Here is a 25624-nt window from a genome sequence, read left to right on the forward strand (position 1 = left end):
TTCCCTATTGTTTAACCTTTTCTCTTAAAATTTCTGTTGTATATTCCCATGCCGCTTCATTTTTTTCTTGAGAACATCCATTATACTCACCTAAGTAAGGTGTAAATCCCATTCGACTATACAGAGCAATCGCACCATAAGACTGGCTCTGTGTTGCTAAATACAATGGATACTTACCTGGAATCGAATCATACTTGATGCATAAACGTGAAATCATCGCATGCGCAATTCCATTATGCTGCTCGTTTGGATCAACAGATATGTAATGCAAACGAAGGCGATTTCCATCAAAATCTTTTCCTGTCCATAATCCAGCACTGGCTACCAGTTCATTGGCTTCATTTACCACAAAAAGAAAGTTCTCTTTAAAGAAGTCTTCATCTTGTTGTAACATCTCATCTAATTTATTCTTTGCCTGTTCCATCGTTTCAAATAAGCCTGTTTTTACATGAAGCCTGCACCATGAATCTAAAAGTTCTTTGCTAAAAGGTGTATATTTATATCCTTCTTTTAATGGAGTCTCTCTCTTTATCGTTTTTCTTGTGATTACCATTAAAACTTTTTTAAATTCTATGCTTCTATCTAAAGTTGTCATATTTTATCACCCTCGACAGTATAGCATACTTTTTACGATTTAAATGTTATAACATTACTTGAATTTACGAATTAATTCTATTAAAATTATCAATAGGAGGAGAATGTGATGAAAACAGAAAACTTAACAAAACAATCACTTGCAAAATATTTTGACCATACTTTTTTAAAGGCATATGCAACCAATGCCGACTTAGAAAAACTATGTACGGAAGCAAAGACAATTGGAGCTGCCATGGTCGCTATTAACACAGAATGGACTAAATTCTGTAAAGAACAATTACAAGGAACCGATGTTCATGTAGGTGCTGCTATTGGATTCCCATTAGGACAGTGCGGACTGGATACAAAACTATTTGAATGCAAATGGGCCATTGAACAGGGCGCTGATGAAATTGATTATGTAATCAACATCAGTAAAGCTAAGATGCATGATTGGGACTTTATTCGTCATGAAATGGAAGAATTCAAAAAAATCTGTACAGAAGGACAGGTTTTATTAAAAGTTATTTTTGAAAACTGCTATTTGACAAAAGATGAAATTCGCCAACTAGCTTTGATCGCCAAAGAAGTAAAACCAGACTTTATCAAAACAAGCACAGGTTTTGGAACTGGTGGAGCTACAGTAGAAGATGTTAAGATCATGGTTGAAGCTGTAGATGGTGAAGTTCAAGTAAAAGCTGCAGGAGGAATCCGCGACTGGAAAACTTGTAAAGAAATGATTGAAGCAGGAGCTACCCGCATTGGAACGAGTTCTTCTCTAAATATCTTAAAAGAATTTGAAGGTGAATAAAATGAAGCCATTATTATTGAAACCAATCCCAGACTATACAATATGGGGGTCTGATCATCTCAGCAAACATCGTAACTACGATAGAAAATACGGAACATGGTGGGAAGTTTCAGCTCATCCTTACTGTACAAATAAAATTACCAACCTGCCTGAAGAAACAACTCTACAAGAATTGATCGATCAGGATATGGAAGGAATGTTAGGAAAAGGATATACACTTCATGAAATGCTGCGCCTGGCCTATTTAGATACAGAAGATGCCTTGAGCATTCAAGTACATCCAGAAGATGAATACGCAAAAAAGCATTCCAATGATTTTGGTAAATATGAAAGCTGGTATATCATTGATGCTAAACCAGGTGCTACATTGGTTGCTGGAACAAATGTGGATGATGCCAATATAATCAAAAAAGCCTTAGAGGATAATACATTAGAGCAATATCTTCAAAAATGGCCGGTTAAAAAAGGTGACTATATAACCATCCCAGCTGGTATGCTGCACGCTCTTGGAAAAGATATCTGGGCCATTGAAGTAGGAACAAATTCCAATACAACATATCGTTTTTATGACTACAATCGAAAAGATGCCAATGGCAACCCAAGACCACTGCATTTAAAAGAATCATTTGATGTAACAAATTTTGCCTTACAGCCTCATTTTGAAGAAGCGAAAGAAGAAACACGAAGAATTGGCGATACTCCATTCTTTACTGTCGATGAAATCTTTGCTACAGAAAATCAGACAATTACAAGTGATACACATTTTGTAATCTTGACCAATGTGGATGAAGATACAGATATCATATGGAATGGTACGACCATCACACTACCACGTTATGATAGTATGTTTGTACCGGCAAACGCTAAAGAAATCACCTTACAAAAAGGTGCACACGTGTTATTAAGTCAACCAGTTAAAGGAGAAAACAAATGAAAACAATCTTAGTAACCGGAGCGAATGGTTATATCGCAAGCTATGTTCGTAAAGAAAACCATCATAAATTCAACTGGATAACGATGACAAGAAAAGATGCCGATCTAAGCAAACCAGAAGAAGTCGAAGCTTTCTTAAAAGATAAACAATTTGACATCTGTTTTCACACAGCCGCTAATGCAACAACAGCTGTATGTGAAGAAAATCCGGAATTAGCACATAAGATCAATGTGGAATCCACACAAAAGATCATTGAAGCCTGCAAAAAAAATCAGGCCCGTTTGATTTTCTGTTCAACGGAACAAGTATTTAATGGTAAAGAAAACCATGGACCTTTTAATGAAGAAGAATCTGTCAGCGCTGTAACGGTATATGGTAAAAACAAGATCGAATGTGAAGATCTAATCCATGAACAATTGGATGACTATTTGATCTTACGTTTTTCCTGGATGATGGGATTAAGCTTTGATAAAGTCAAAGCCAGCCCAAGTATCATTAAAAACGTTATGAATGCATTGTTGCATCAAACACCAACATTGTTTACATGCAATGAAAGAAGATGCATGACATATGCTAAAAAATTGGCTCAACAATTTGAAAAGATCACTGCATTAGATACAGGCACTTATCATGTCGCCAGCAAAAACGAGATGACGACATATGAAACAGCAGTTTATATCGCCAAAGAACTTAAGGCAAGCGATGAGGCAATCGAAAAATACATCCTTCCTAATAAAGAAAGATATAGTGAACGTTTCAGAGACTATCGTCTTGACTCTTCAAAATTAGAAAATCTTGGTATCACTTTTGGTACATTCGAAGAAAACATAGAAGAAATCTTAAAAGATTTCGGGTGGGACCGTTAATATGACAGAATTTCAAACCGTAGTTGAAAAATATTATACATCTGGATATAACTGTTCTGAAACACTCATTCGTGCTGCCAATGAATATTATCATCTTGATCTTCATGATGAAGACATGAAAATGATTGCCGGCTTTGGTGGAGGTATGTTTGTTGGCTCTACATGTGGAGCTCTTGTAGGCAGTGTAGCTGCTTTATCAAAAATGGTCATAAAGACAAAAGCACACGACCAGTTGGATGAAATTAGGCCCTATACACAAAAATGTGTTCGCAACTTTAAAGAAGAGCTTGGAAACATGGACTGCGCCCATGTAAAACCCATTCATCATACCAAAGAAACAAAGTGTTTAAACACTTGTCTTTTGGCCGCAAAAGCGTTAGAAAAAACAATTTTGGAAACTGTGGGTGAATAACTCACAGTTTTTTTATATAATAATGACATGACTCAATTTAAACGAATTTTTTTGATCATTGTCGATTCATTTGGCATTGGCGCAATGCCAAATGCCAAAGAATATGGCGATGAAGGTGCAGACACATTTGGACACATTGATCTGATCATGAATCCATTTCACATCGATACGATGATGAAACTTGGTTTAGGCCAGTTACATCCAACGATCCATGCCAAAATAGATTCAGAACCAGCAGGTTATTACGGAAGAATGTTTGAAGCCAGTGTTGGAAAAGATACGATTACCGGTCATTGGGAAATGATGGGCATCTATGTGGATAAACCTTTCATTACATTTACTGAAACCGGATTCCCTGTTGAACTGATCCAGGAGTTAGAAAAACAGACCGGACATGAAATTATCGGAAACAAGGCAGCCAGTGGAACCGAAATTCTAAAAGAACTGGCACCACAGGAAACTATGAGCCATTCAAAAAAGATGATCGTATATACCAGTGCGGATTCTGTATTACAAATTTGTGGCAATGAAGAAATCATGGGACTCGATGAACTCTACCGCTGTTGCCAGATTGCTCGAGAACTGACGATGCGCCCTGAATGGAAGGTTGGACGTGTGATCGCAAGGCCTTATATCATCCAAAACGGGCAATATATTCGTACTTCCAATCGTAAAGATTATGCATTACGACCACCTCATAAAACTTGTTTAGATGTTCTAAAGGAAAACAAGCTGGATGTAATTGGTATTGGTAAGATCAGTGACATATTTAATGGTCAGGGCATTTCTGAAAGCTTACATTCAGATTCCAGTATCCATGGCATGCAACAAACGATCGAACTGACAAAAAAAGACTTTACAGGATTATGTTTTTGTAACCTGGTTGATTTTGATGCGAAATGGGGACATCGAAGAAATCCTATAGGTTATGGCAAAGAACTTGAAGCATTTGATAAAAACTTAAAGACATTGATCAATCAGCTTACACAAAATGATCTTCTGATTGTCACAGCCGATCACGGTAATGATCCAACTCACAAAGGAAGTGACCATACAAAGGAAATCGTACCTTTGATGATATATTCCAAACATTTCAAAGAATCAAAGCAATTAGAAGACCAAAACAATTTTGCGACAATTGGAGCTACGATCCTGGATAACTTTGGATTCTCTATGCCCGATAACACAATTGGTACAAGTATATTAAGCCAACTTCTATAAAATATGTTATACTTGTTTTACTGTAGACAAAATTCAAAATGGAGGAAAACCATGAAAATAGCATATTTGATACATTATATGAAAAAAAATTATGATGAAATCACAGAAAATCTAGATACAATTTTAGAAGCCGGTGATGATTGTTATGTCATCGTGAATGATGACGATTTAAGAGATGAGCTCATGCTTGCCTATGGTAATGAACCAAGCATGCACTTAGTCCATAAGCAGGAAGCTGCCTTGCCTGGAGATCTATCGTTACCACGCGGTATGATCATTTCCATCGCAGATGCTCTAGAGGAAGAAGAGGAAAACGGATTTAAGTATGATGCCTTCATTAATTTGACAGATGGGATGATCCCTATTACTAAGAAAAAGGATTTGGAAGACTATCTAAACAAATATCCTGAACAGGATATCTACTATGTTGAAAAAACAAGTGAAGAAGATCCAGAACTTATGACTCGATTTGAAGAGTATGCATTCTTTACAAATTCAATGGACTTTCAAAAATCAAAGATCATTCAAGGTATGAACAAGTTTACAGCTGGTGTCATTCATAATTTCAAGCAGAAGAAATTGGATGATGTTCTAGTATTGAGTTATCCATGGTTCGTATTAAGACACGAAAGTGCTGTTGCCTTAGCAGAAAACCTTGCCTATTGTTCCAATAACTTTAAGATGTGTATGTATCCAGAAGAACTTGCAATTGCAACTATGTTAAAAAAATTCTCACCTGCTAGACACCATAATGAAAATATTTGGCGTGTAAACGAGGATGGAATCTATAAATTCAAAGAACCGATCGTCAATGTATCCCGTGAAGTTTTAAATGATAAAAATGCTTTCTTTGCCGCAAAGATCCATTCAGATGAAAACTTCGATATCTATCAGGATTATTTTGATATATACAAATAAAGAGCTGGAATCCAGCTCTTTTATTGTTGGTCTTTAATATAATTTAACGCCCCACCAGCCATTAAGATATCTACATCTTCGTTTGAAAGAGAAGTTAAGGCAGTAAAATATTTATCTTTGGTTTTATCATAAACTTTGATTTCATCTGTTTCATATAATTTTGAAGTATCTTCAATCATTAATTCATCCATTTCATCAATGAAATCATAGTCTTCCTTATCTTTAAAAACGAGTGGAAGGATTCCAAAATTAATTAAATTTGCCAAATGTATACGGGCGAATGATTTTGCGATAACCGCTTTGATCTGTAGATACATTGGAGCTAAAGCCGCATGCTCTCTAGAAGATCCTTGTCCATAGTTCTCTCCAGCCACAATGATCCCGCCATGATTTTCTTTACATATTTCAGCAAAATGTGGTTTATTATTCTTAAAGACAAATGTAGAAAGTTTCTCAATATTCGAACGATATGGCAAAACTTCGGCACCAGCAGGCGCAATATGGTCTGTCGTTATATTATTCGGTAATTTTACGATTACTTTCTTATCAATGATCTGATCCATTCTATCATTGATTGGCAGCGGTTTTATATTAGGTCCACGAATGATTTCTATATCGTCTGTATTTTCTACTGGAGCTATGATCATACTGTCATCGATATAAACAGGTTCTTTTTCAAATGTATCATCATAATCTAATTCGGTTGGATCAACAAATTTCCCCTCAATAGCACTTGCCGCTGCAACTTCTGGAGATACCAAATAAATGCCAGCGCTTAATGTTCCAGAACGTCCATAAAAATTACGATTAAACGTTCTTAATGAAATACCATCACTTTTAGGCGATTGTCCCATGCCGATACAAGGACCACAAGCACACTCTAAGATTCTAGCTCCGGCTTGAATAAAAGTAGCTAGAGCTCCATTTTGAATCAATTTCATCATGACTTGACGTGATCCTGGAGAAACAACCAGGCTTACATTTGAGGCAATCGTTTTTCCTTTCAAAATTGTAGCTGCCTTCATCAAATCTTCATATCCAGAATTGGTACATGAACCAATCGCTACCTGATCAATTTTAATGCCTTTTAATTCGCTGATGTTTTTAATCGCGTCTGGAGAATCTGGGCATGCAGCCATTGGTCTTAATGAAGATAGATCAATATCAATATACTCATCATAAGTCGCATCCTCATCGGCTTTTAGTTCAATATAATCCTCTTCTCTATTTTGTTGTTTTAAAAAAGCAAGTGTGATTTCATCACTTGGAAAGATAGAAGTTGTAGCCCCTAATTCAGCTCCCATATTTGTAATCGTTGCTCTTTGATAAACCGATAGATCTTTAACACCTTCTCCGGTATATTCAAAAACTTTAGATACTCCACCTTTAACACTTAATCTTTTTAGCAATTCTAAAATAATATCTTTGCTAGATACTCCATGCGAAAGTTTTCCATGAAGATTGACCTGGACAACTTTTGGCATTGTTAGACGATATCCGATTCCTGCCATTGCCTTGGCAACATCCAAACCACCTGCCCCTATCGCTAAGCATCCCATGGCGCCACTTGTTGGCGTATGTGAATCCGATCCTATTAACGTTTTTGATGGTTTAGCAAATCGCTCTAAGTGCACCTGATGACAAATCCCATTTCCTGGACGAGAAAAATATACTCCATATTTGGCTGCTACACTTTGAAGATAGGCATGATCATCTGCATTCATATATCCATTCTGCAGCGTATTATGATCAACATATGAGACCGATATCTCTGTCTTAACTCTTTTTATTCCCATAGCTTCTAACTGCATATATGCCATGGTACCAGTCGCATCTTGCGTCAATGTTTGATCCATTTTAATTTCAATTGGACTACCTGGCTCTAAAGTTCCTTTTATCAAATGTTCTTTAATGATTTTTTGTGTTAAATTCATGAGCATTCCTCCTAATGTCGTTAATTATAACAAAAAATGTAACAATTTGAAAGTTTATGATATAATAATGAAACAAAATGAAAGGTAATGCTATGAAAACTTTGAAAACTATATATATGGAAAGTGAAAAAGAGAATTATATCGATGCTTCTTTATACCCTAGATATCGTGTAAAAGCAGGTTTAAGAAACGATAATGGAACGGGAGTCAAAGTTGGATTGACTAAGATCTGTGATGTTGTCGGTTATCAATACATCCATGGAAAAAAGATCAATGTTGATGGAAAACTAATCTATCGTGGCTATTCCGTCCAAGATTTGATCAATGATCCTAACTTTGCCCAATTAGGCAACTATGAAAGAATTGCTTTTTTATTGATCTATGGAAAACTTCCGAATGCAGAAGAATTATTTTTATTTACACAGGAACTTCTTAAGAAGCGAAATCTTTGTAACATTGATCCTAAGTATCAAACCACCAGCATTTTAAACGGTGTACAGATCGAAGTTTTAAAACTATATGGACAAGATCCAAATCCAGATTCAGACACCTTAGAAGAAAGAATGCTTAAAGGACTCTCCATATTGGCACAGATTCCTTTAATTACGTTTTCTTTTTTTACTGGGCAACAAATCTGTGAATACCCATTGCCCAATAAAAGTCTTGCGGAAAATATTCTTGTAATGGCTCGTGGATCCAATATATACACTCATCAGGAAGCTCGTGTCATGGATACGCTTTTGGTCTTGCACGCTGATCATGGTGGTGGAAATAATTCTACATTTGCCAATGTCGTTATTTCCAGTACTGGAACTGATATTTATTCATGTATCAGTGCTGCAATTGGCTCTTTAAAAGGACCTAGACATGGTGGAGCCAGCACAAAAGTTTACCAGCAGATGAAAGAAATCCTTAAAGTAACCAAACATTCAAGAGACCCTGAGCTTATGAAAAACATTGCCTATCAATTACTTAATAAAGACTTTTTTGATAAAAGTGGCTTGATCTATGGAATCGGTCATGCGATCTATACGATCAGCGATCCTAGATGTCAATGCATCAAAGCAGAGTGTAAAAAACTGGCCAAAGAAAAAGGTCAGTTGGATACTTTCTATACCTTGGAGGCCTTTGAAAACGCTGCTATTGACGTTATGAAAAAAGAAAAAGGTGTAACTGCCTGCGCCAATGTGGATTTCTACAGTGGGTTTGCCTATTCTATGTTAGGCATCAGCGAATCTCTATTTACACCATTATTTTGTATCAGTCGTACAGCTGGATGGATCGCACATCATCTAGAAAATCGTCAATCAAATCGAAAACTGATACGACCAGCCAACGTTTATGTTGGTTCACTTAAGAAATTGGAGGATGATAATCATGAAAACGATCACAGTATTTAGAGGAGATGGAATCGGCCCTGAAATTACAGATGCCGTAATTGAAATTTTAAATCATGCCAAAGCAGACCTTGATTATGAAATCTTTGATGTTGGTGAAGCTGTCTTTAACAAATGCCAGGAATATATTCCCCAACAAGCTCTTGATTCCTTTCAAAAAAATAAAGTCTTATTAAAATCTCCTATCACAACACCCATTGGAAAAGGATTTCGTTCCTTAAATGTAACTTTAAGAACCAAATATGATTTATGGGCCAATATACGTCCAGCTAAATCCAATCCTGCATTAGATACATATTTTAAAGACATTGATATCGTTACCTTTCGCGAAAATACCGAAGATCTATATGTAGGAAAAGAGGAAGTCATCGACGATAATACCATAATCGCTTATAAGATCATCACAAAAAAAGCCAGCTCTCGAATCATCAAGGCGGCTTTTGAATATTGCGTTAAACATAATCGAAAAAAATTAACATGTGTTCATAAGGCAAACATCCTCAAGAAAACCGATGGTTTATTTCTAGAAATCTTTAAAGATATCGCAAAGGAATATCCTCAGATTCAATCTAACTCCTTGATTGTTGATAACACATGTATGCAGTTGGTGATGAATCCCTGGCAGTTTGATGTCATGGTCATGCCAAATCTATATGGAGACATCATCTCGGATCTAACCAGTGGTTTGATTGGTGGATTAGGCTTATTGCCAAGTTGTAATAAAGGCGACGAATACGCGATGTATGAAGCAGTTCATGGCAGCGCTCCAGATATTGCAGGTAAAGGTATCGCAAATCCAAGTGCATTGTTGTTATCGGCATGCATGATGTTAGATGACCTTGGCCAAATAAATGTCGCACAAAACATCCGAAATGCTTTAAATGAAGTATTCCTTGAGAAAAAAGTACTGACTCCAGATTTAAAAGGACATGGTACAACACAGGAATTCGTTCAAGAAATCATTAAAAAGCTCTAATGAATACAGTTGCTGCAAATCGAATATCCTTCCTGTTGAAGTTCATCAATGCTCGCATGAACTTCTTTTTTATTCTTATCGCTCATGGTTTGCACTCCATTGCATTCAGGAAGGTGGATCTTTTTGCTTTTAATATTTAAGATATAATCTTTTTGTGTCTGCGTATCTATATTTGAGTTTTCTATGACAGCATCTCCTGTTTTATAGTCAATTTCTACCGACGGCATTACATTGTAACAATATACATGAAAACAAATACCATCTCCTTTATCTTCGAGTGAGTAGGCTTCCATAAAAACTCCACTCGCCACAAGATTATCTCCTTCATAATAAGGTGTAACTCGATATAATACGTGATTGTCTGTTTCTCGAATATAATCAGCTACCATCTCTTCAAAAGGCAACATACCTTCTACATTTAAATATCGTGTTCCAGTAATCAAATTTCTTTCATCATTTACTCCTGTCAATTGATATGCTATCAAATGACACCGAGAAAATAAAGAACCACCTGGAATGCTGTCATCTTGAATGGAATGCCATCCCGAAGGATGAATCGAAGAAATACTATTTCTTTCTTCAGTTGGCATCATATCTTTACTTAAACAAGCTTCTGCATCTAATGTTCGACCTAAATCATCCAGATCGCTATAGATCTGATAACTATCCTGCTTTTTCGATAAATCAAAATCCGGCACATTCTCATTGATGACTACATATGGACTATTTGTATAAGCTGGAATATCCTCAACAGAAACTGACTGAATCGAAGTTGTTTGTTCTGCAGATGAACATCCACTTAGACAAAGAACCATTGAAACGGCTGTAAAAATAGTAATTATTAATTTCTTCATTGTTATCTTTCCTTAAGAAAAAAAGTATCTTTTCAGATACCTCTTATTCATCCTCTACAATCAATTCCTGACGATTTTTTGAAACTAGGATATATGTTCCATCTTTTGGATAAGCGCTTTTATCTTTTTGATCACTTAAAACTTCAAGGTCGCATGGATATCCCATTTTTTCCAGTGCAGATAATAACTTATCTTTACCGAACTTTTTAGTAATTGCACGGCCACAAGCACAGTTTCCGTATTGGTCTAAGCATTGAAAAACCCATTCAGGTATTTTTGTTTGAGTTGCCATAATTACCTCCTCAATAATATTCGCAAGAAATATAATACCAATCATTTTATAAAAATCAAGATAAAAACTACCATTCAACAAGATATCTAAAAAAAAAAGGAAGACTTAGTCTTCCAAAATGCTCATAATATTTGGATAGTATGTATAACGAGAATCAACATATTGTAATGCTGACTGAGCAATTGATCGAGCTTTTTCACGATCAATGTCTACGTATACATTGGCATAACGATAATAGATATAGTCTTTGATTTGATTTTCGCGAATGATGTATCCATAGTTGGCATCTCCCAAGCCATAATCTCCATGTTCAATGTAAAGATCAGCGACATCCATCATTGCACGATTTGCATATTTATCGTGTAAATCTGTAAAGTGAGATAACACAGCATAAATAAAGTTTTCATAATACTTAACATCATCATACTGCCAGTTCTTTAATACATTATAGGCAACATCCATATAGTGCAGGATAGTATCTGTCATATCCATCTTCAACAATGAAGCTAGTTCTTCCATTGTATGAAGATCCTTTCTTTGAGCAATCATTAAGATCTTCTTGACTAGATCAAATTCTTTATGATATTCATCATTGTTTGCACTAGCATCATCCGATAGTTCATAAGCCAGACATTCTTTAGCGATACCACCTAATTCAATGAAATCCTGTGCTTTGATATCAACTGTATCAGCAATTTTTGATACTAATACTTCGATCAAATCAATATCATATCCATCTTCATCAAAACTAAACTTTTTCGTCTTTAAATCATATTTATCAATAATATTGTTGGCAATGGTCTTTAGATCCGTAATTTCCAACAACATATTTGCATATTGATCATAGCCCATGTCAACGCCCATAGCTCTTGCCATATCAATACATGTATCAATCGCAAAGTTGTTATATTGAGCAAGCTTTACAGCCTTTGAAGTTTTCTTTGGATTCGCTTTTTTAACTGTTTCTTTTTTTGGTGCTTCTTTTTTAGGCATTTCCTTCTTTTGTTCTACTTTCTTAGATACCACTTCAGAAGCCTTTTTAGAAGCTGTTTTCTTTGCAGGCGCTTTAACTTCTTTGTTTGCCGCTGCAGTTTTTTTGCTTGTTTTTGTTGTTTTCGCAGTTGGTGTTTGTTTAACCGTTTTTGTTTCTTTTTCAACAGATGTCTCCTTCTTTTTAGCTGCAGTCTTCTTAACTGTAGTTGTTTTGGTAGCTGCCTTCTTTGCAGGAGCCTTCACAGTTTTATCTTCTTTCGTTACTTGTGTTGTTTTCTTAACAGGCATAGAACAAATACCTCCTTCTGTTAACAGGCACATTATAGCACTTTTTTACGTTTTATAACTACATTTAGACCATTTTTTTACCGATTTTTTAATAAAAAAAACAAAATTTCACACGTATCTGAAAAGAAAAATCCATATTTTTGGCGTATACTAACGTTGTATTAAATAAGGAGGAGTATTTTATGAATCAAAATTCTCAAACGCCACCAGAGTTCCAAAAGAAAAAGAACTCTATCAATCCTAAATATATAGCTGGTGCTGCTGCCTTTGTTGTAGCCGCTGGCGCCTTTGGTTTTGGTGGAGCCATGCTCGCCAACAATATGACAGGACCTTCTGGAGTCACTATTAACCAACAATCCGGAAACTCTTCTGCAGCCGCTATCAATGATGTGAGCGATATAGCTGCAAAATGTGGACCTAGCGTTGTAGAAATAACGACACAGGGAGTTGCTTCAAGCGGAGGACTGTTACAACAACAATACATCACACAAGGTGCTGGATCCGGTGTGATCATGAGTGAAGATGGTTATATCATTACTAACCACCATGTAATTGAAAATGCAACAGCCATCGCTGTTCGTACCACAGATGGTCAAGAATATTCAGCTGAAATTATCGGTTCAGATTCACAAACTGATTTAGCAGTTTTAAAAATCAATGCTACAGGCTTATCGCCTGCTACATTCGGTGACAGCGATTCTCTTGAAGTTGGTGATGCAGCTATCGCTATTGGTAATCCATTAGGCGAATTAGGTGGAACCGTTACAACAGGTATCATTTCCGCGTTAGATCGTCAAATCACGATCGATGATACAACGATGACCTTGCTGCAAACCGATGCCGCTATCAACCCTGGAAACTCTGGAGGAGGATTATTTGATGCTTCAGGCAACTTGATTGGTATCGTAAATGCCAAAGAAAGTTCAACCGGTGTTGAAGGTCTAGGATTTGCTATTCCAATTAATGGAGCGATCGATATCATCAATGAATTGATTGAACATGGTTCTGTCACTTCAAGGCCGGCACTGAATGTCAGCTTATATGATTACTCAGGACAAAGCTATTATTCTCAAGGAAATATGGAAGCCGGATGTTATATTGTCCAAGTAGTTGAAGGTGGAGCGGCTGATCAAGCAGGACTTCAAGTTAATGATCGTATCGTTAAATTTGATGGACAGGACATCACCTCTTCAAGTGAAGTAAAAGCCATCTTAAATGAACACAAGATCGGTGATACCGTAACGATGGTCATTGAACGTGATGGTCAACAACAGGAAGTAAATATTACACTTCAATCACAGAGCCAGCAACAGTAAAACGGATTGTTTTACTGTTTTTTTTTGCATTTTTCTTTATTTTTTTCTTCATTTAAACGTATTATATGATAAGAATTTTATTTAAGTTTTATTAAATTAATTCGATTTATCCAATCGTTTTTGTTGTGAAAATACTATGAAATCGCTATAATATAATTAAATTCAATACGTTAGGAGGATATGTATAATTATGCAACAAGAAAAAATTTCAAAACGTAAAGTAATGCTGGTAGGAACCGGATTTGTCGGTATGAGTTTTGCTTACTCATTACTGAACGAAAAAGGAATCGATGAATTAGTCTTAGTCGATGTCAACACTGACAAAGCTGAAGGAGAACAGATGGACCTAAGTGATGGGCTATTATATGCACAAGGTAAAATGAAAATTACTGCAGGTTCCTATGAAGCTGATTCACACGATACAAATATCGTTGTTTTAACAGCAGGTGCTGCTCAAAAACCAGGACAATCTCGTCTTGAATTAGTTAAGATCAATGCTGGTATCACAAAGAACGTATGCGAATCTTTAAAAAATAATAACTTCAACGGTATCTTGATCGTTGCCAACAACCCTGTTGATATCATGACTTATGTCGCATGGAAATCAAGTGGACTTCCTAAAAACCACGTTATTGGATCTGGTACAGTATTAGATTCAGCTCGTTTACGCTTTGCCTTATCTGAAAGACTTGGTTTTGCTTCTACAAACATCCACGCTTATATCATGGGTGAACATGGAGATTCAAGTTTCGTCCCTTGGATTCATTGCTATATCGGATGTAAACATCTATTAGAATACTTAGATGAAGAAGATATTTCACTCGCTGAACTTCAAGATATTTATGTAAGCGTACGTGATAAAGCTTATCACATCATTGAAAAGAAAAAAGCTACATACTATGGTATTGGTTTGGCATTAAGACGAATCGTAACTTGTGTATTGAATAACGAACGTGCTATTTTACCTGTTTCGGCATACCAAAATGGTGAATATGGTCGTGAAGGATACTTTATCGGTACACCAAGTGTTGTGGGTTCAAACGGAATCGAAAAAGTTGTTTGTCTACCACTAAACGAAAATGATCAGGCTAAATTCAACAACTCATTCGATACACTAAAGAAAACGATAGATGACAATCTAGAAGGAATTATATAATAAAAATATTTGCTGTATCATTTTAATGAAGATACAGCTTTTTTTGTATTTTTTAAACATTGAATTACAAAAAGATACAATATATAATTCATTTCATTAAAAGGGTGATCCATATGATTAAATTAAAGAATAATATATCAATTCCTCAGATTGGCCTTGGTGTTTTTAAAATCGAACCAGGTGCACAGATGAATGACGTTATAAAATATGCATATAATATTGGATATAGATTATTTGATACTGCTCAAATGTATCATAATGAAGATGCATTAGGCAATGCTATTCAAGCAAATCTAATAGATAGAAATGATATTTTTCTTATCAGCAAAGTTGATAACAGCAACCAAGGCTATAAAAACACAATTACAAGTTTTTATGATTCTTTGTCAAAGTTAAAAACAGATTATCTTGATGCATTTTTAATTCATTGACCAGGACTTAATAAAAGCCGAACACTGGAAACATGGCGTGCTTTAGAATATCTATATAAACAAAATAAAGTCAAAACTATAGGAGTATGCAACTTTGAAAAAGAACAACTCCAACATTTATTATCCCACTGTACCATAGCACCAATGATAAATCAGATCGAACATACACCACTGATGCATGATGAAGACTTGCTTTCATTCTGTAAAGAAAACAATATAATAACCATGGCTTGGGGGCCATTATTAAGAGGAAACATGGAAAATCAAAAAATAAAAGAAATAGCACAAAAATATAATAAGAGCCCAGCCCAAATATTATTGCGATGGAACATTCAACAAAATATAATTCCTATACCAAAATCAAAAAATCCGGCTCGTTTAGAAGAAAATTTTTTTGTCTTTGATTTCACATTAGAAGATAAGGATATGCAAATTCTAAACAGCATGAACGAAAACCATAGAACAAGCTACAATCCTTTAACATTTGATTTTTAAGAAAAACAGGACATAAGTCTAATTATCTAGCTTATATCCTGTTTTTTCATTTATAAAGTCATCTACTTTTTCTATATTTATGATTCGATCAAACAATGTTATACAAGGTTTTTGATTTGTAAAATGCACTTCATCGGTATGATAATGACCATTAAACCAATATGAATAATCAAGCTTATTTTTTATGCTTTCCAAAAAATCGGGTACATTATGATACCCGTCCCCATATAAAGACATATCACATGTATATTTATTTCCCAAAGGATGAGAACGATAGATATCATGGGTCAATACATAATCCACTTTCCAATCGTGCTTCTCAAGTGTTTGATATGCATGTTCAATTTCAGAAGTTGTTGGTAATTCATCTTTCCACCAAGTTTGATGTTCTGTACGATATTGAGCATCATGGCTACTGGCACCACCAAACGTAAAGAAACTTTTCCCTTCTATGTCAAATACTTCCCCTCGCATTAAGTGAAAAATATTTGAACGGATACGATGAACTTTTCCTCCATGCCAAGTTTCTTCGGGATACTGATTTAATACATCAAAATTTTCGTGATTTCCATCAATAAATAAAGTGTTCCAACCTTCAGATTCTAACCAGTTCAACCAAAATCGATCACCAGAACCTCCGTCCCAGATACAGCCAAAATCACCACAGATGATTACATAATCATCTCTAGTTAACGTTCTTCCCTCAACAAACTCCCTGGGATTTATCGTATGTATATCCAATTCCCTGTGCGTATCCCCTGTAATAAAAATCATGATAATATTGTAACATGATTTTATAAATATACTACCCAAAAACCTATGAAAGCGGTTATAAGTTTTGCACACTCTTTTTTACATTTACGTCTACTGTAATTTCATATGTTAATTGAACTAGTTCAACCCCAGCATCTCGAAACATTTTCTTAGAAGCAATATTAGCTTCAGTTCCAGCATACTTATCGCTTTCATATACTACACATTTGATACCTGATTGAATAATTGCCTTGGCACATTCATTACATGGAAACAAAGAGACATAAATCGTACAACCATTTAGATCCTGTATACTGTTAAGGATCGCATTTAATTCAGCATGTACGACATAAGGATATTTCGTATCTAAAAATTCGCCATCTCTACCCCATGGGAATTCATTATCATCGCATCCTTTAGGAAAACCATTGTATCCAAGACCGACAACTCTTTTTTGTGAATTCACTATACACGCTCCCACCTGCGTACTAGGATCTTTTGACCTTTTGGCACTTAAATGAGCCATGCTCATAAAATATTCATCCCAGCTTAATACATCGGTTCGTTTCATACAGAATCTCCTTTCCTTAATTTTTCTAATATATTTTTAAAAGTCTGATCTGGTTCTGCCTCAAAACTCATATATTCTTTTGTTGTTGGATGAATGAACTCCAGTTTACAAGCATGAAGCAACTGCCCGTTGGTATCAATTGTCTTACGGTGACCATACTTAGGATCTCCGGCAATTGGATGTTTTATATACTGCATATGGACACGAATCTGGTGTGTTCGTCCTGTTTCAAGACGACAACGCACCAAAGCATAGTCTTTAAAGTTTTCCAGCACAGTAAAATGCGTGATTGCCTCCTTGGAATTATTGGCCGTTACTGCCATCTTCTGGCGGTCTTTTTCATCGCGGCCAATTGGAGCATTGATCGTTCCATGTTCATGAGAGAATGGATGATGAACGATAGCCAAGTATTCTCGATGACAAGTTTTATTCGATAATTGTTCACTTAAAGCCAGATGTGCTTTATCGTTCTTACAGACAACAAGAAGGCCGGATGTATCCTTGTCAATACGATGAACGATTCCTGGACGCATAACACCATTTATACCACTTAGATCTATACAATGATACATCAAAGCATTGACCAATGTTCCAGAAACATGTCCAAAGGCAGGATGAACGACCATTCCTTTTGGTTTATTGATCACGATTACATCGTCATCTTCATATACAATATTCAAAGGAATATTCTCCGGCAACACTTCCAGAGATTGAACTTCTGGAATGTTAACTAACAAATGATCCCCTTCCTGCAATATATAGCTTGCCTTGCAGGGACTTCCATTCACTAAAATATTTCCTTCATCCAAAATATCCTTAACTCGCTTTCTTGAAAAATCTAAAAGCGATGCAACTGCCTTATCAACACGGATCTTGGCATTTTCATCATCTATGATAAATTCCCTTGTTTCCATCTTTTTTTCTCCTTATATTCATCATATATATAAATGATCAACAGTATCGCAAACCCTATCGTGATACATATATCGGCAACATTAAAGACAGGAAAAGGCGATCCAAAAATGTAAAAACTAAAAAAATCTCGAACATATCCCAGCACTAAGCGATCTATAAAATTTCCTATTGCCCCGGAAAAGACAAGCGCCAAGGCAAGCTGATAGCGATAGTCATTTACCATAAAGTATATATAACCAATCAAAATCAAGGCAACGATTGTTACGATCGCAAAGAACGTCATACCAAAGCCTTCGAATAAACTAAAGCCTGCCCCTGTATTTTGAACATATGTAAGATAAAAGAAGTTTTTGATAACTTCTATTCTCTCATTTAATTGAATGCTCTGTTCTACAATATGCTTTGTCCATTGATCATACCCTAATGTAAGAACAATGATGATCAGCGATACAATATAAGTTCCTATTTTTTTCTTCATTCAAACTCCCCTTTAAAATGATTTATTTCTTCGATGAAGCTGCAACATCTTGAAAAATAACCAAATTGACATTGCAAGTGCACTCATGAATCCAACAAATCCCAAAGCCGGTATGCCTAAAATCTTAGGATCCATATCCGTTGTACAAATCAAAGATGATGCCATCAATAAAGCTGCAATCAAAATACAGATGATAAGCCTATTGATCATTCTATCAATCTTGGCAATTGGTTGTTCTGAACCCATAAGATTTAAGTTCACTTTCACTTGACCACGCTGTACCATCTTTAATACATCACTGGATTGTACACTTAAATCTAGTCCTTTTACAAATGCGTCAATTGATTTTGATGCGATTTTTTTAGCTTCTTTTCCTAAATCTACATGCGTTAAGGTTGCTTTGTGATTTGCGATGATCTTCATCATATTACACGAAGGATCCAAATCATTCAAGGTTGCCTCTATTGTCATCATGCTTCTTGCCAACATTGAGATCCCCTTTGGTAAAGCAATGTGATAATGATGACAAATGGTAAAGACATCTTGAACCATAACACCTAAATCCATTTCCGAAAAAGAAAGATTTAAATATTGATTCATAAACCTTTCAATTTCATTGGTAAAAGCCGGATAATCAATCTCCTGATTTACAATACCCAGCGTTAAGATCGTATCTACTAATTTAGTAGTATCACGTAAAGCCAAAGCTCGAACTGCGTCTTTCATCAATTCACGATCTCTTCTTTCCAAGATTCCCATCATTCCAAAATCGATCCATACGATTTTATCATCGCGGATTCGCAAGTTTCCTGAATGTGGATCTGCATGAAAGAAACCATACTCAATGACTTGTGAAATATAGTTGTATGCAAGCTTGTCAGCAATCTCTACTCGATCATACCCTTCACTATCTAACTTTTCTGTATCTGATATCTCAATTCCTTCAATATATTCCATGACCAAAACTTGATGTGTTGTATACTCATCATAGATTTTGGGTGCATAAACAAAATTACAATCTTTAAAAAGACGTTTAAATCGTTTGGCAAACATTGCCTCATTGGTAAAATCCATTTCCTGCTTTGCCGCCGTCCAAAATTCATCGATCACCATATTTAGATCAATTACTGAACTTACGATATCAGAAAGATTCAATACCTTGACAGCTTTTCGTAATAAGCTTACATCTCGTTCCATTCGCTCATAGATATAAGGACGCTGGATTTTCAAGACAACAGACTGTCCATTTTTCAATTGAGCGAAATGAACCTGTGCAATCGAAGCAGAGCCTAAAGGTTCCATATCAATGCTTTCATAAATTTCTGTCCAAGATTTTTGATACGCCTCATTTAAGATTGTTTGTACTGTATCAAAATCCATAGGTGTAACAGAACTTCTAAGTTTCATCAACTCTTTACAATAACGCTCTGAAAACATATCCTGTCGCGTTGACATGATTTGTCCAATTTTTACAAAAGTTGGACCAAGGTCTTCCAATATCTCACGAAACTTTACAGGATCGATTCCTTTTTCAATATGATGTTTATGTAGAATGGATAAGATTTGAGCAAATCGTGCTCTACTTGATAAGATCTTCTGTTCCATCTGCTCTATTCCTCTCCTTCTTTCTATGCAAAGGAGTATTGTTGATTGCATCTGTTTTGAACCAGGTCTTATATACATCCTTACCGGCATCCAAAACATCACGAATCACATTCGTTCCAGAAAACAAGATATTGTCTAATAAATTTTGCCAATCCTTTTCCATTGAATGTTTTTTCATAACTACCTCGCTAGAAACATTTTAGCACAGAATGTAAAAAAAGAAGAGATAACTATTTAACAGTTTCTCTTCTTTCCTACAAATCATCAATAATATTGTTCTCCTGTATCTAAATATTCATTCTGATACTCTTGACTGTCTGAGTCAAGTATTCGCACATTTGATCCATAACGAACTTTAATATTAAAGTATTCTGGATCGATACTTTTTCGTGTTACTGTTTTGTTTTTCCATACATCTAGATAATCTTGAAAGTTCGATATACTATTACCATTTATGTCGATCCAAGTAAGTTCAGATGAAAACTTAATAGTGGTCGTATCTCCTAGTTCACTAACTTCTGTTGCAAACTTATCATTATATTCTAGAACTACTTCATTTGGAGCAAGTGTTGAATCCTGACGGCTCTCAACAATATAGATGTCATTGACAATTGAATAATTGGACTGGTCATATAACGACGTATCTAAGACCACATTCTTCGTTTTTTCATTAATAACAATTGATTCAGTTTTAGATTTGCTTTTCTCCACTGTTTCGATTACATCTATATGGCTTACTTCAGCAGCGAATACAAAACATCCACTTAATACAATCACTATAGAAGCCACAAATAATATCATTATTTTACGCATCAGTCATCACCTCTTTTTTTAGGCCATACATGAATCAAAAACCAAAGTATGCTTATGGAACCGCAAATCAAACCTAAGAATATCAAATATAATCCAATGCTTGTTGCCTGTTCTGTGATACTGACAAAAATCATTGCGAAGAATATCACACTAAATGAAATCAAGGCAATGACAACCGGAATAGCTACCATGACGATCAATATCTTGGCAAGAATATGAGTTCCCTCATTATTAATTGGAGGTGTTTTCATACGCTGATGATAAAGAGGAGCTCTATCTTTTGGTAAAGGTGGGAGTTTTTCTTCATTATCATCATTACCATTTACTAATGTACGAGATTCCTGATTCCAAGTATTCTTTATATCTTCCATAACACCGACCTGACGAATGCTGGCTTTATTTTTATAACGATTGATTCGTCTAGACATAACGGAGAAAAAGAAGAAGACACCCGCTAAAAAGTAAACAACAGCCCATAAAAATTCTAACAAGTTTTCAATAAAATATAAATATCCTCCTGAAAAGCTAAATAATAACGATATAAATAGATTTCCTAAAAGATCCACGATCAAGACTTTTCCTATAAATAAGATAATCAATAGTACGAAAGCATCAAATACAATATGGAAGAAATCATTCACTGAGAGATTCCCTAAACGATTTAATAAACTTTCTGAACGAACATAAACTTTGTCCAGTGTCTTATCAACCTTTGTTTGCACATTATCCGTATTGATCTTATAAGCATCTAGGATTTCCTCAGCCAATTCATCTACATCTCCAAAACCAGAAACCGCATCTTCTTCCGAGACACCTGTTGCCATTTTGTCATCGATATATGTTCCGTATTCCATAAGAATATCTTTTCTTTCAGTCTCATTGATACGGTCCAATTTCTTTTCTAATTGATTTAAAAACTCCTGCTTATTCATTGTTCTCTTCCTCCAAAAAGTCACTAACTCGTTTTGAGAATTCATTCCATTCCTTCAAAAGTTCTTGATATTTGGAAATTCCTGCTGCCGTAATATGATAATACTTACGTGGAGGTCCTTCCGTTGATTCTTTTAGATATGACTCTAGTAGATGATCGTTCAACAGTCTTTTTAAAAGAGGATAAATCGTACCTTCATTCACATCGACTACTTCAGATATTTTAGTAACTAACTGATATCCATATAGATCTTTATGAGATATTGATTGAAGAACGATCAATTCTAGAACACCTTTTTTAAATTGTGTATTCATGTTCTATCTTGATTTCCTTTCTGATGAATCGTTTCTGCAAAGTAGGTTCAAATAATGAGATCCATATTTTTTCTTTTAATGTTGGCTCAATGTATGGTTTTGACTGAACATATGTAAAGATTTGTTTATCAATATTGTTTTCATATTTAAGTTTTAGTCTTGAGCTCTCGTTAGATGGCATTGATCCAACCGCTACGATTTCAATGCAGGAGAACAAATTCTCCGCTTTAACAAGACCTTGGATCTTTCCCTTTTTGATCCATCCACAAAAGATAACCGGCACTTCTTGAAACGAATAACCATTAATGTGCATGATGTTGATCAAAGGCAGATTATATTTATCTGCAATCATTTTCGCAATTTGTTTTGTTGATCCATGTTTTGAACAATATATTACAGCTCTTGGGTTCATATGTATCACCTCTTACACTATTATAATAAACATACTACTTTGCATTGTCAAGTACCTAGTTTAAAATAATACTATTTTTAATCAAGCACTAAAAAAAGCTGCCTAAGCAGCTTATTTTGTATATTATGTATGTGTTCTCAGACATACCTAATAAAGATGCCATTTTTGCTTGAGAAATACCTCTTAAGCGTCTTGCTTGCTCAGGAGTATATTTGTCCATTACATATTCTCTCCTTTCTCTTTTTGTGTGCCATATATTTGGCACACTTATAATATACACTCTGTTTCAAATAAATGCAACAATATTTTGTTGATATTTACCATTTTTTTGGTACAATGAAATTGAGATATAAGGAAGTGATAAAATGCCAGAAAAAAATATAATCGATATGGAGCTCTATGTATCTATCGGTAAGCAGATAAAAGAAGGCAGAACAAGAAAAGGCATCAGCTTAGACACTCTATCTGATTTAATTGGTGGAATTAAAACAAAATCAACTCTCAAAAGATATGAAGATGGCAATTCACGAATCGAAATGGATGTTTTAAAAATGATTTGTGATCAAATAGGATTAGATTATTTGGATGTAATTTCTAAAGCTAGAGAATCCTTAAACAAGGACCAAGTCGAAACTTTATCTAAAGTAAATATCATCTTTGATGATTACTTCCCTCTTCATTACTGTACCAATCTATCAGCTGGATCACCTACTGAATTATTAGAAGCAGAACCAGATGCTGTGGTGTATGTTCCAATCAAGTTCCAGAATCGTAAAAAAAGGCTCCATGCCTTTCAGGTAAATGGAACTAGTATGAACAATGTTATTCAGGATGGATCTATCGTAGTAGCTGAAGAAGTTCCAGATACAGTGCTAAAAGAAGGAACTATCGTTGTGGCTTGGCTTAATGGAGATGCTACAGTGAAGAGGTTATATCCCGGAGATAGTCAAGTGACATTGATGCCGGATAGTACGGATAAAGGTCACCAACCAATTATCATAAACACTGATGAAGATCAAATATATATTTTAGGCCGCGTGATCTGGCACATGAATCCAGATAATATTTCTGATTTGTATTAAGGAAGAGGGACAAACAATGGGACTTTTTAATAAAAAAGAATTACAACGTATTTCTGAATTAGAACAACAAAATACAAAATTACAAAAAATAATTGATGATCTTGGTGCATCAGATATTATAAAAATTAAAAATCATATTACAGAATTAAAAAATGAATATGAATTAGAAAAAAGTAAGTTTGAAAATAATTTAGCGGATTACAGTAAAAAGATAGAAAATTTAAAAAAATCTATAAACGCGTTAAATTCAGAAGTGAATTCAAAAAGAAGTGAGTTATTTGACATTTCAGAAGAAATAAATTTACAGGATTTTGGAATTTATAAACCTCACTATGATTGTCTTTCATCTGAACAATATAAAGAACGTATTACCGGTAACCGATTATTACAAAAAAAGATGATTAAAGAAAAAACTGCTATGAATTATTTTGATGGTTGGACATTAGATGGTAGTAAATCAAAAGGCCGTGCAATGAACAACGATAACATGAAGATGGTGATGCGTGCTTTCAATTATGAATGTGATTCAATTATTGACAAAGTAAAATACAATAACATTGAAAAAATTAAAGATCAAATCTATAAATCTGCTAATACTATCAATAAATTAAATATTAGAAATAAAATTGAGATACGACCTGAATATATAAATTTAAAAATTCAAGAACTTGAATTAGTTCATGAGTATCGTCAAAAGAAACAAGAAGAGAAAGAAATTCTCAGAGAACAAAGGGCTGAAGAGCGTGAACAGGCAAAACTTCAAAAAGAAATAGAGGCTGAACGCAAAAAAATTCAAAAAGAACAAACTCATTATCAAACTGCAAAAGAAAAATATCTAAAAGAATTAACAACAGCTGAAGACTCGCAAAAAGAAGATATTGTAAACAAAATAAAAGACATTGATAATCACTTAGAAGAAATAAATAAGAATTTACAAGATATCGATTACAGACAATCGAATCAAAGAGCTGGATATGTATACGTTATTTCAAATATTGGATCTTTCGGAGAAAACATCTATAAAATTGGAATGACTCGTCGTTTAGACCCTCAAGATCGTGTTGATGAACTTGGGGACGCTTCAGTTCCGTTTACTTTTGATGTTCATGCTATGATTTTTTCTGATGATGCTCCTGCACTAGAAAATGCGTTACATAAAGCCTTTGAAGATAAAAAAGTAAACCTAGTAAATAACCGAAAAGAATTCTTTAACGTTACTTTAGAAGAAATCAAAAAAGAAGTAAAAAAACATCAAGAAAAAATGATTGAAATTAAAGATGTTCCTGAAGCTGAACAATACAGAGAATCTTTGATGCTCAGAAAAGCAATGAATAAATAAACCGCATGAACCCAGATGATATATCAGAGTATTACTAAGGTTTTAACCGCGAAAATGCGGAGGAGGATAAGATTATGAAAAAATTATTAATTGTAGTTACGTGTGTGCCATTGGCCTTCTCATTGGTGGCGTGTGGTGAATCTAATTCAAGTGAAACATCTGGAGAAGTAGTTACGCAAGAACCTGAAAAGGTAGAAAAAACGTATGAAAGTGTTTTATCGGATTATACACTTCAGATTCAAAATGCAGTACCTAATTTGATTAACGAATTTAATACGGAAGCAGATGCTTCAGATGGCAGTATTGAGTCATTAGCTGAAATATCCAATAACAAAGTTCAAGATTTAGCTAAAATTTGTAATGATGGTGTATCAGAAATGGCAGAAATCATGTATGACAAAGGTGATGAATATGAAGTGTATGAAGAATGGGCAAACCAACTTCAGAATGTTTATATGAGCGAAGCCAACAAAATTCAAGATGCATATATGTCCAGAGCTTCTGCATATTAATCGCAAATAAAAAAACCTCGGTCCACGCG

The 25624-nt window shown here is 34.9% G+C and carries 28 protein-coding genes and 1 pseudogene; 14 read left to right on the forward strand and 15 right to left on the reverse strand.

From position 1 onward, the window contains the following. Positions 1 to 4: 4 nt before the first annotated feature. On the reverse strand, positions 5 to 595 hold the full coding sequence (locus HMPREF0367_RS02440) for a GNAT family N-acetyltransferase (protein WP_035400868.1): 591 nt from the start codon (positions 593 to 595) through the stop codon (positions 5 to 7). A gap of 108 nt (positions 596 to 703) precedes the next feature. On the opposite strand from HMPREF0367_RS02440, the gene deoC reads away from it, so the two are divergent. From deoC to HMPREF0367_RS02470, 6 genes are read left to right on the forward strand one after another with little or no spacing between them, the layout of a single operon-like run. Continuing rightward, complete coding sequence (gene deoC / locus HMPREF0367_RS02445) at positions 704 to 1387, forward strand: deoxyribose-phosphate aldolase (protein ID WP_035400871.1); 684 nt, start codon at positions 704 to 706, stop codon at positions 1385 to 1387. A 1-nt stretch (position 1388) separates the two neighbouring features. Then, complete coding sequence (locus HMPREF0367_RS02450; RefSeq protein ID WP_035400874.1) at positions 1389 to 2321, forward strand: type I phosphomannose isomerase catalytic subunit; 933 nt, start codon at positions 1389 to 1391, stop codon at positions 2319 to 2321. Next, positions 2318 to 3187 carry an SDR family oxidoreductase gene (locus HMPREF0367_RS02455; RefSeq protein ID WP_035400876.1) on the forward strand — a complete coding sequence of 290 codons (870 nt, stop codon included), beginning with the start codon at positions 2318 to 2320 and terminating at the stop codon, positions 3185 to 3187. Before HMPREF0367_RS02450 ends, HMPREF0367_RS02455 begins: the two co-directional genes overlap by 4 nt. Before the next feature lies 1 nt (position 3188). After that, complete coding sequence (locus HMPREF0367_RS02460; protein ID WP_022355552.1) at positions 3189 to 3599, forward strand: C-GCAxxG-C-C family (seleno)protein; 411 nt, start codon at positions 3189 to 3191, stop codon at positions 3597 to 3599. 27 nt (positions 3600 to 3626) lie between these two features. After that, positions 3627 to 4820: a phosphopentomutase gene (locus tag HMPREF0367_RS02465; protein WP_035400879.1), complete on the forward strand. Its 1194-nt coding sequence runs from the start codon at positions 3627 to 3629 to the stop codon at positions 4818 to 4820. A gap of 51 nt (positions 4821 to 4871) precedes the next feature. After that, positions 4872 to 5738: a hypothetical protein gene (locus HMPREF0367_RS02470; RefSeq protein ID WP_035400881.1), complete on the forward strand. Its 867-nt coding sequence runs from the start codon at positions 4872 to 4874 to the stop codon at positions 5736 to 5738. A 20-nt stretch (positions 5739 to 5758) separates the two neighbouring features. Here the strand turns inward: HMPREF0367_RS02470 and HMPREF0367_RS02475 are convergent, their stop codons facing one another. Beyond that, positions 5759 to 7678 carry an aconitate hydratase gene (locus HMPREF0367_RS02475; RefSeq protein WP_148449349.1) on the reverse strand — a complete coding sequence of 640 codons (1920 nt, stop codon included), beginning with the start codon at positions 7676 to 7678 and terminating at the stop codon, positions 5759 to 5761. 110 nt (positions 7679 to 7788) lie between these two features. Between HMPREF0367_RS02475 and HMPREF0367_RS02480 the strand changes: the two genes are divergently transcribed. Continuing rightward, entirely contained in the window at positions 7789 to 9072 is a 1284-nt protein-coding gene (locus HMPREF0367_RS02480) for a citrate synthase (RefSeq protein WP_248660658.1), read from the forward strand. Then, positions 9050 to 10045: an isocitrate/isopropylmalate dehydrogenase family protein gene (locus tag HMPREF0367_RS02485; protein WP_035400888.1), complete on the forward strand. Its 996-nt coding sequence runs from the start codon at positions 9050 to 9052 to the stop codon at positions 10043 to 10045. Before HMPREF0367_RS02480 ends, HMPREF0367_RS02485 begins: the two co-directional genes overlap by 23 nt. Here the strand turns inward: HMPREF0367_RS02485 and HMPREF0367_RS02490 are convergent. From HMPREF0367_RS02490 to HMPREF0367_RS02500, 3 genes are all read right to left on the reverse strand, one after another. Further along, positions 10042 to 10899, reverse strand: coding sequence for a DNA/RNA non-specific endonuclease (locus HMPREF0367_RS02490; RefSeq protein WP_035400891.1), 858 nt, complete (start codon positions 10897 to 10899; stop codon positions 10042 to 10044). The genes HMPREF0367_RS02485 and HMPREF0367_RS02490 overlap by 4 nt on opposite strands. A 43-nt stretch (positions 10900 to 10942) precedes the next feature. After that, a complete protein-coding gene (locus HMPREF0367_RS02495; RefSeq protein ID WP_022355559.1) occupies positions 10943 to 11191 on the reverse strand; it encodes a hypothetical protein in 249 nt (82 codons plus the stop codon). A gap of 105 nt (positions 11192 to 11296) precedes the next feature. Beyond that, a complete protein-coding gene (locus tag HMPREF0367_RS02500) occupies positions 11297 to 12472 on the reverse strand; it encodes a hypothetical protein (protein WP_051335138.1) in 1176 nt (391 codons plus the stop codon). A 182-nt stretch (positions 12473 to 12654) separates the two neighbouring features. Here HMPREF0367_RS02500 and HMPREF0367_RS02505 point away from each other — a divergent pair, with 182 nt between their 5' ends. The 3 genes and pseudogenes from HMPREF0367_RS02505 to HMPREF0367_RS10690 all read left to right on the forward strand — a co-directional run bounded on the left by HMPREF0367_RS02505 (position 12655) and on the right by HMPREF0367_RS10690 (position 15870). Beyond that, positions 12655 to 13788, forward strand: a complete 1134-nt coding sequence (locus HMPREF0367_RS02505) for a S1C family serine protease (RefSeq protein WP_015535811.1) — start codon at positions 12655 to 12657, stop codon at positions 13786 to 13788. A gap of 190 nt (positions 13789 to 13978) precedes the next feature. After that, a complete protein-coding gene (locus HMPREF0367_RS02510) occupies positions 13979 to 14944 on the forward strand; it encodes an L-lactate dehydrogenase (RefSeq protein WP_022355562.1) in 966 nt (321 codons plus the stop codon). 113 nt (positions 14945 to 15057) lie between these two features. Continuing rightward, positions 15058 to 15870 (forward strand): annotated as a pseudogene (locus tag HMPREF0367_RS10690) (aldo/keto reductase). A gap of 18 nt (positions 15871 to 15888) precedes the next feature. On the opposite strand, the gene HMPREF0367_RS02520 reads toward HMPREF0367_RS10690, so the two are convergent. From HMPREF0367_RS02520 to HMPREF0367_RS02565, 10 genes are all read right to left on the reverse strand, one after another. Continuing rightward, complete coding sequence (locus HMPREF0367_RS02520) at positions 15889 to 16644, reverse strand: metallophosphoesterase family protein (protein WP_022355565.1); 756 nt, start codon at positions 16642 to 16644, stop codon at positions 15889 to 15891. Positions 16645 to 16699: 55 nt separating this feature from the next. After that, on the reverse strand, positions 16700 to 17194 hold the full coding sequence (locus tag HMPREF0367_RS02525) for a deoxycytidylate deaminase (RefSeq protein WP_035400893.1): 495 nt from the start codon (positions 17192 to 17194) through the stop codon (positions 16700 to 16702). Then, entirely contained in the window at positions 17191 to 18108 is a 918-nt protein-coding gene (locus HMPREF0367_RS02530; RefSeq protein WP_035400895.1) for an RluA family pseudouridine synthase, read from the reverse strand. Before HMPREF0367_RS02530 ends, HMPREF0367_RS02525 begins: the two co-directional genes overlap by 4 nt. Continuing rightward, entirely contained in the window at positions 18084 to 18587 is a 504-nt protein-coding gene (gene lspA, locus HMPREF0367_RS02535; RefSeq protein WP_022355567.1) for a signal peptidase II, read from the reverse strand. The genes HMPREF0367_RS02530 and lspA overlap by 25 nt, the downstream gene beginning before the upstream one ends. A gap of 12 nt (positions 18588 to 18599) precedes the next feature. Beyond that, the gene (locus HMPREF0367_RS02540; RefSeq protein ID WP_022355568.1) at positions 18600 to 20192 is read right to left on the reverse strand and encodes an ABC1 kinase family protein; all 1593 of its coding nucleotides are present in this window, start codon (positions 20190 to 20192) and stop codon (positions 18600 to 18602) included. Continuing rightward, entirely contained in the window at positions 20167 to 20370 is a 204-nt protein-coding gene (locus HMPREF0367_RS02545) for a hypothetical protein (protein WP_035400897.1), read from the reverse strand. The genes HMPREF0367_RS02540 and HMPREF0367_RS02545 overlap by 26 nt, the downstream gene beginning before the upstream one ends. An 86-nt stretch (positions 20371 to 20456) precedes the next feature. Then, positions 20457 to 21005 (reverse strand): hypothetical protein, encoded by a 549-nt coding sequence (locus HMPREF0367_RS02550; RefSeq protein ID WP_035400899.1) that lies wholly within the window; start codon positions 21003 to 21005, stop codon positions 20457 to 20459. Beyond that, positions 21005 to 21937 (reverse strand): DUF1700 domain-containing protein, encoded by a 933-nt coding sequence (locus HMPREF0367_RS02555; protein ID WP_022355571.1) that lies wholly within the window; start codon positions 21935 to 21937, stop codon positions 21005 to 21007. The genes HMPREF0367_RS02550 and HMPREF0367_RS02555 overlap by 1 nt, the downstream gene beginning before the upstream one ends. After that, positions 21930 to 22250, reverse strand: coding sequence for a PadR family transcriptional regulator (locus HMPREF0367_RS02560; protein WP_015535819.1), 321 nt, complete (start codon positions 22248 to 22250; stop codon positions 21930 to 21932). Before HMPREF0367_RS02560 ends, HMPREF0367_RS02555 begins: the two co-directional genes overlap by 8 nt. Continuing rightward, complete coding sequence (locus tag HMPREF0367_RS02565) at positions 22234 to 22662, reverse strand: hypothetical protein (RefSeq protein ID WP_015535820.1); 429 nt, start codon at positions 22660 to 22662, stop codon at positions 22234 to 22236. The genes HMPREF0367_RS02560 and HMPREF0367_RS02565 overlap by 17 nt, the downstream gene beginning before the upstream one ends. A gap of 365 nt (positions 22663 to 23027) precedes the next feature. Here HMPREF0367_RS02565 and HMPREF0367_RS02570 point away from each other — a divergent pair, with 365 nt between their 5' ends. From HMPREF0367_RS02570 to HMPREF0367_RS02580, 3 genes are all read left to right on the forward strand, one after another. Further along, a complete protein-coding gene (locus HMPREF0367_RS02570) occupies positions 23028 to 23744 on the forward strand; it encodes a helix-turn-helix domain-containing protein (RefSeq protein ID WP_015535822.1) in 717 nt (238 codons plus the stop codon). A 16-nt stretch (positions 23745 to 23760) separates the two neighbouring features. Continuing rightward, positions 23761 to 25083 (forward strand): SNIPE associated domain-containing protein, encoded by a 1323-nt coding sequence (locus tag HMPREF0367_RS02575; RefSeq protein WP_035400901.1) that lies wholly within the window; start codon positions 23761 to 23763, stop codon positions 25081 to 25083. A 74-nt stretch (positions 25084 to 25157) separates the two neighbouring features. Next, a complete protein-coding gene (locus HMPREF0367_RS02580) occupies positions 25158 to 25595 on the forward strand; it encodes a hypothetical protein (protein ID WP_035400903.1) in 438 nt (145 codons plus the stop codon). Positions 25596 to 25624: the final 29 nt, after the last annotated feature.

It is taken from the genome of Faecalitalea cylindroides ATCC 27803 (assembly GCF_000469305.1).
Lineage (GTDB): Bacteria > Bacillota_I > Bacilli_A > Erysipelotrichales > Erysipelotrichaceae > Faecalitalea > Faecalitalea cylindroides.

Coding starts and splice junctions, on each gene's coding strand:
- HMPREF0367_RS02495 (WP_022355559.1), bottom strand. CDS start 11,191: ATGGCAACTCAAACAAAAATACCTGAATGGGTTTTTCAATGCTTAGAC.
- HMPREF0367_RS02560 (WP_015535819.1), bottom strand. CDS start 22,250: ATGAATACACAATTTAAAAAAGGTGTTCTAGAATTGATCGTTCTTCAA.
- HMPREF0367_RS02540 (WP_022355568.1), bottom strand. CDS start 20,192: ATGGAACAGAAGATCTTATCAAGTAGAGCACGATTTGCTCAAATCTTA.
- HMPREF0367_RS02555 (WP_022355571.1), bottom strand. CDS start 21,937: ATGAATAAGCAGGAGTTTTTAAATCAATTAGAAAAGAAATTGGACCGT.
- HMPREF0367_RS02565 (WP_015535820.1), bottom strand. CDS start 22,662: ATGAACCCAAGAGCTGTAATATATTGTTCAAAACATGGATCAACAAAA.
- HMPREF0367_RS02465 (WP_035400879.1), top strand. CDS start 3,627: ATGACTCAATTTAAACGAATTTTTTTGATCATTGTCGATTCATTTGGC.
- HMPREF0367_RS02455 (WP_035400876.1), top strand. CDS start 2,318: ATGAAAACAATCTTAGTAACCGGAGCGAATGGTTATATCGCAAGCTAT.
- HMPREF0367_RS02490 (WP_035400891.1), bottom strand. CDS start 10,899: ATGAAGAAATTAATAATTACTATTTTTACAGCCGTTTCAATGGTTCTT.
- HMPREF0367_RS02510 (WP_022355562.1), top strand. CDS start 13,979: ATGCAACAAGAAAAAATTTCAAAACGTAAAGTAATGCTGGTAGGAACC.
- deoC (WP_035400871.1), top strand. CDS start 704: ATGAAAACAGAAAACTTAACAAAACAATCACTTGCAAAATATTTTGAC.
- HMPREF0367_RS02530 (WP_035400895.1), bottom strand. CDS start 18,108: ATGGAAACAAGGGAATTTATCATAGATGATGAAAATGCCAAGATCCGT.
- HMPREF0367_RS02545 (WP_035400897.1), bottom strand. CDS start 20,370: ATGAAAAAACATTCAATGGAAAAGGATTGGCAAAATTTATTAGACAAT.
- HMPREF0367_RS02485 (WP_035400888.1), top strand. CDS start 9,050: ATGAAAACGATCACAGTATTTAGAGGAGATGGAATCGGCCCTGAAATT.
- HMPREF0367_RS02505 (WP_015535811.1), top strand. CDS start 12,655: ATGAATCAAAATTCTCAAACGCCACCAGAGTTCCAAAAGAAAAAGAAC.
- HMPREF0367_RS02480 (WP_248660658.1), top strand. CDS start 7,789: ATGGAAAGTGAAAAAGAGAATTATATCGATGCTTCTTTATACCCTAGA.
- HMPREF0367_RS02550 (WP_035400899.1), bottom strand. CDS start 21,005: ATGCGTAAAATAATGATATTATTTGTGGCTTCTATAGTGATTGTATTA.
- HMPREF0367_RS02475 (WP_148449349.1), bottom strand. CDS start 7,678: ATGCTCATGAATTTAACACAAAAAATCATTAAAGAACATTTGATAAAA.
- HMPREF0367_RS02450 (WP_035400874.1), top strand. CDS start 1,389: ATGAAGCCATTATTATTGAAACCAATCCCAGACTATACAATATGGGGG.
- HMPREF0367_RS02580 (WP_035400903.1), top strand. CDS start 25,158: ATGAAAAAATTATTAATTGTAGTTACGTGTGTGCCATTGGCCTTCTCA.
- HMPREF0367_RS02575 (WP_035400901.1), top strand. CDS start 23,761: ATGGGACTTTTTAATAAAAAAGAATTACAACGTATTTCTGAATTAGAA.
- HMPREF0367_RS02500 (WP_051335138.1), bottom strand. CDS start 12,472: ATGCCTGTTAAGAAAACAACACAAGTAACGAAAGAAGATAAAACTGTG.
- HMPREF0367_RS02440 (WP_035400868.1), bottom strand. CDS start 595: ATGACAACTTTAGATAGAAGCATAGAATTTAAAAAAGTTTTAATGGTA.
- lspA (WP_022355567.1), bottom strand. CDS start 18,587: ATGAAGAAAAAAATAGGAACTTATATTGTATCGCTGATCATCATTGTT.
- HMPREF0367_RS02520 (WP_022355565.1), bottom strand. CDS start 16,644: ATGATTTTTATTACAGGGGATACGCACAGGGAATTGGATATACATACG.
- HMPREF0367_RS02470 (WP_035400881.1), top strand. CDS start 4,872: ATGAAAATAGCATATTTGATACATTATATGAAAAAAAATTATGATGAA.
- HMPREF0367_RS02570 (WP_015535822.1), top strand. CDS start 23,028: ATGCCAGAAAAAAATATAATCGATATGGAGCTCTATGTATCTATCGGT.
- HMPREF0367_RS02525 (WP_035400893.1), bottom strand. CDS start 17,194: ATGAAACGAACCGATGTATTAAGCTGGGATGAATATTTTATGAGCATG.
- HMPREF0367_RS02460 (WP_022355552.1), top strand. CDS start 3,189: ATGACAGAATTTCAAACCGTAGTTGAAAAATATTATACATCTGGATAT.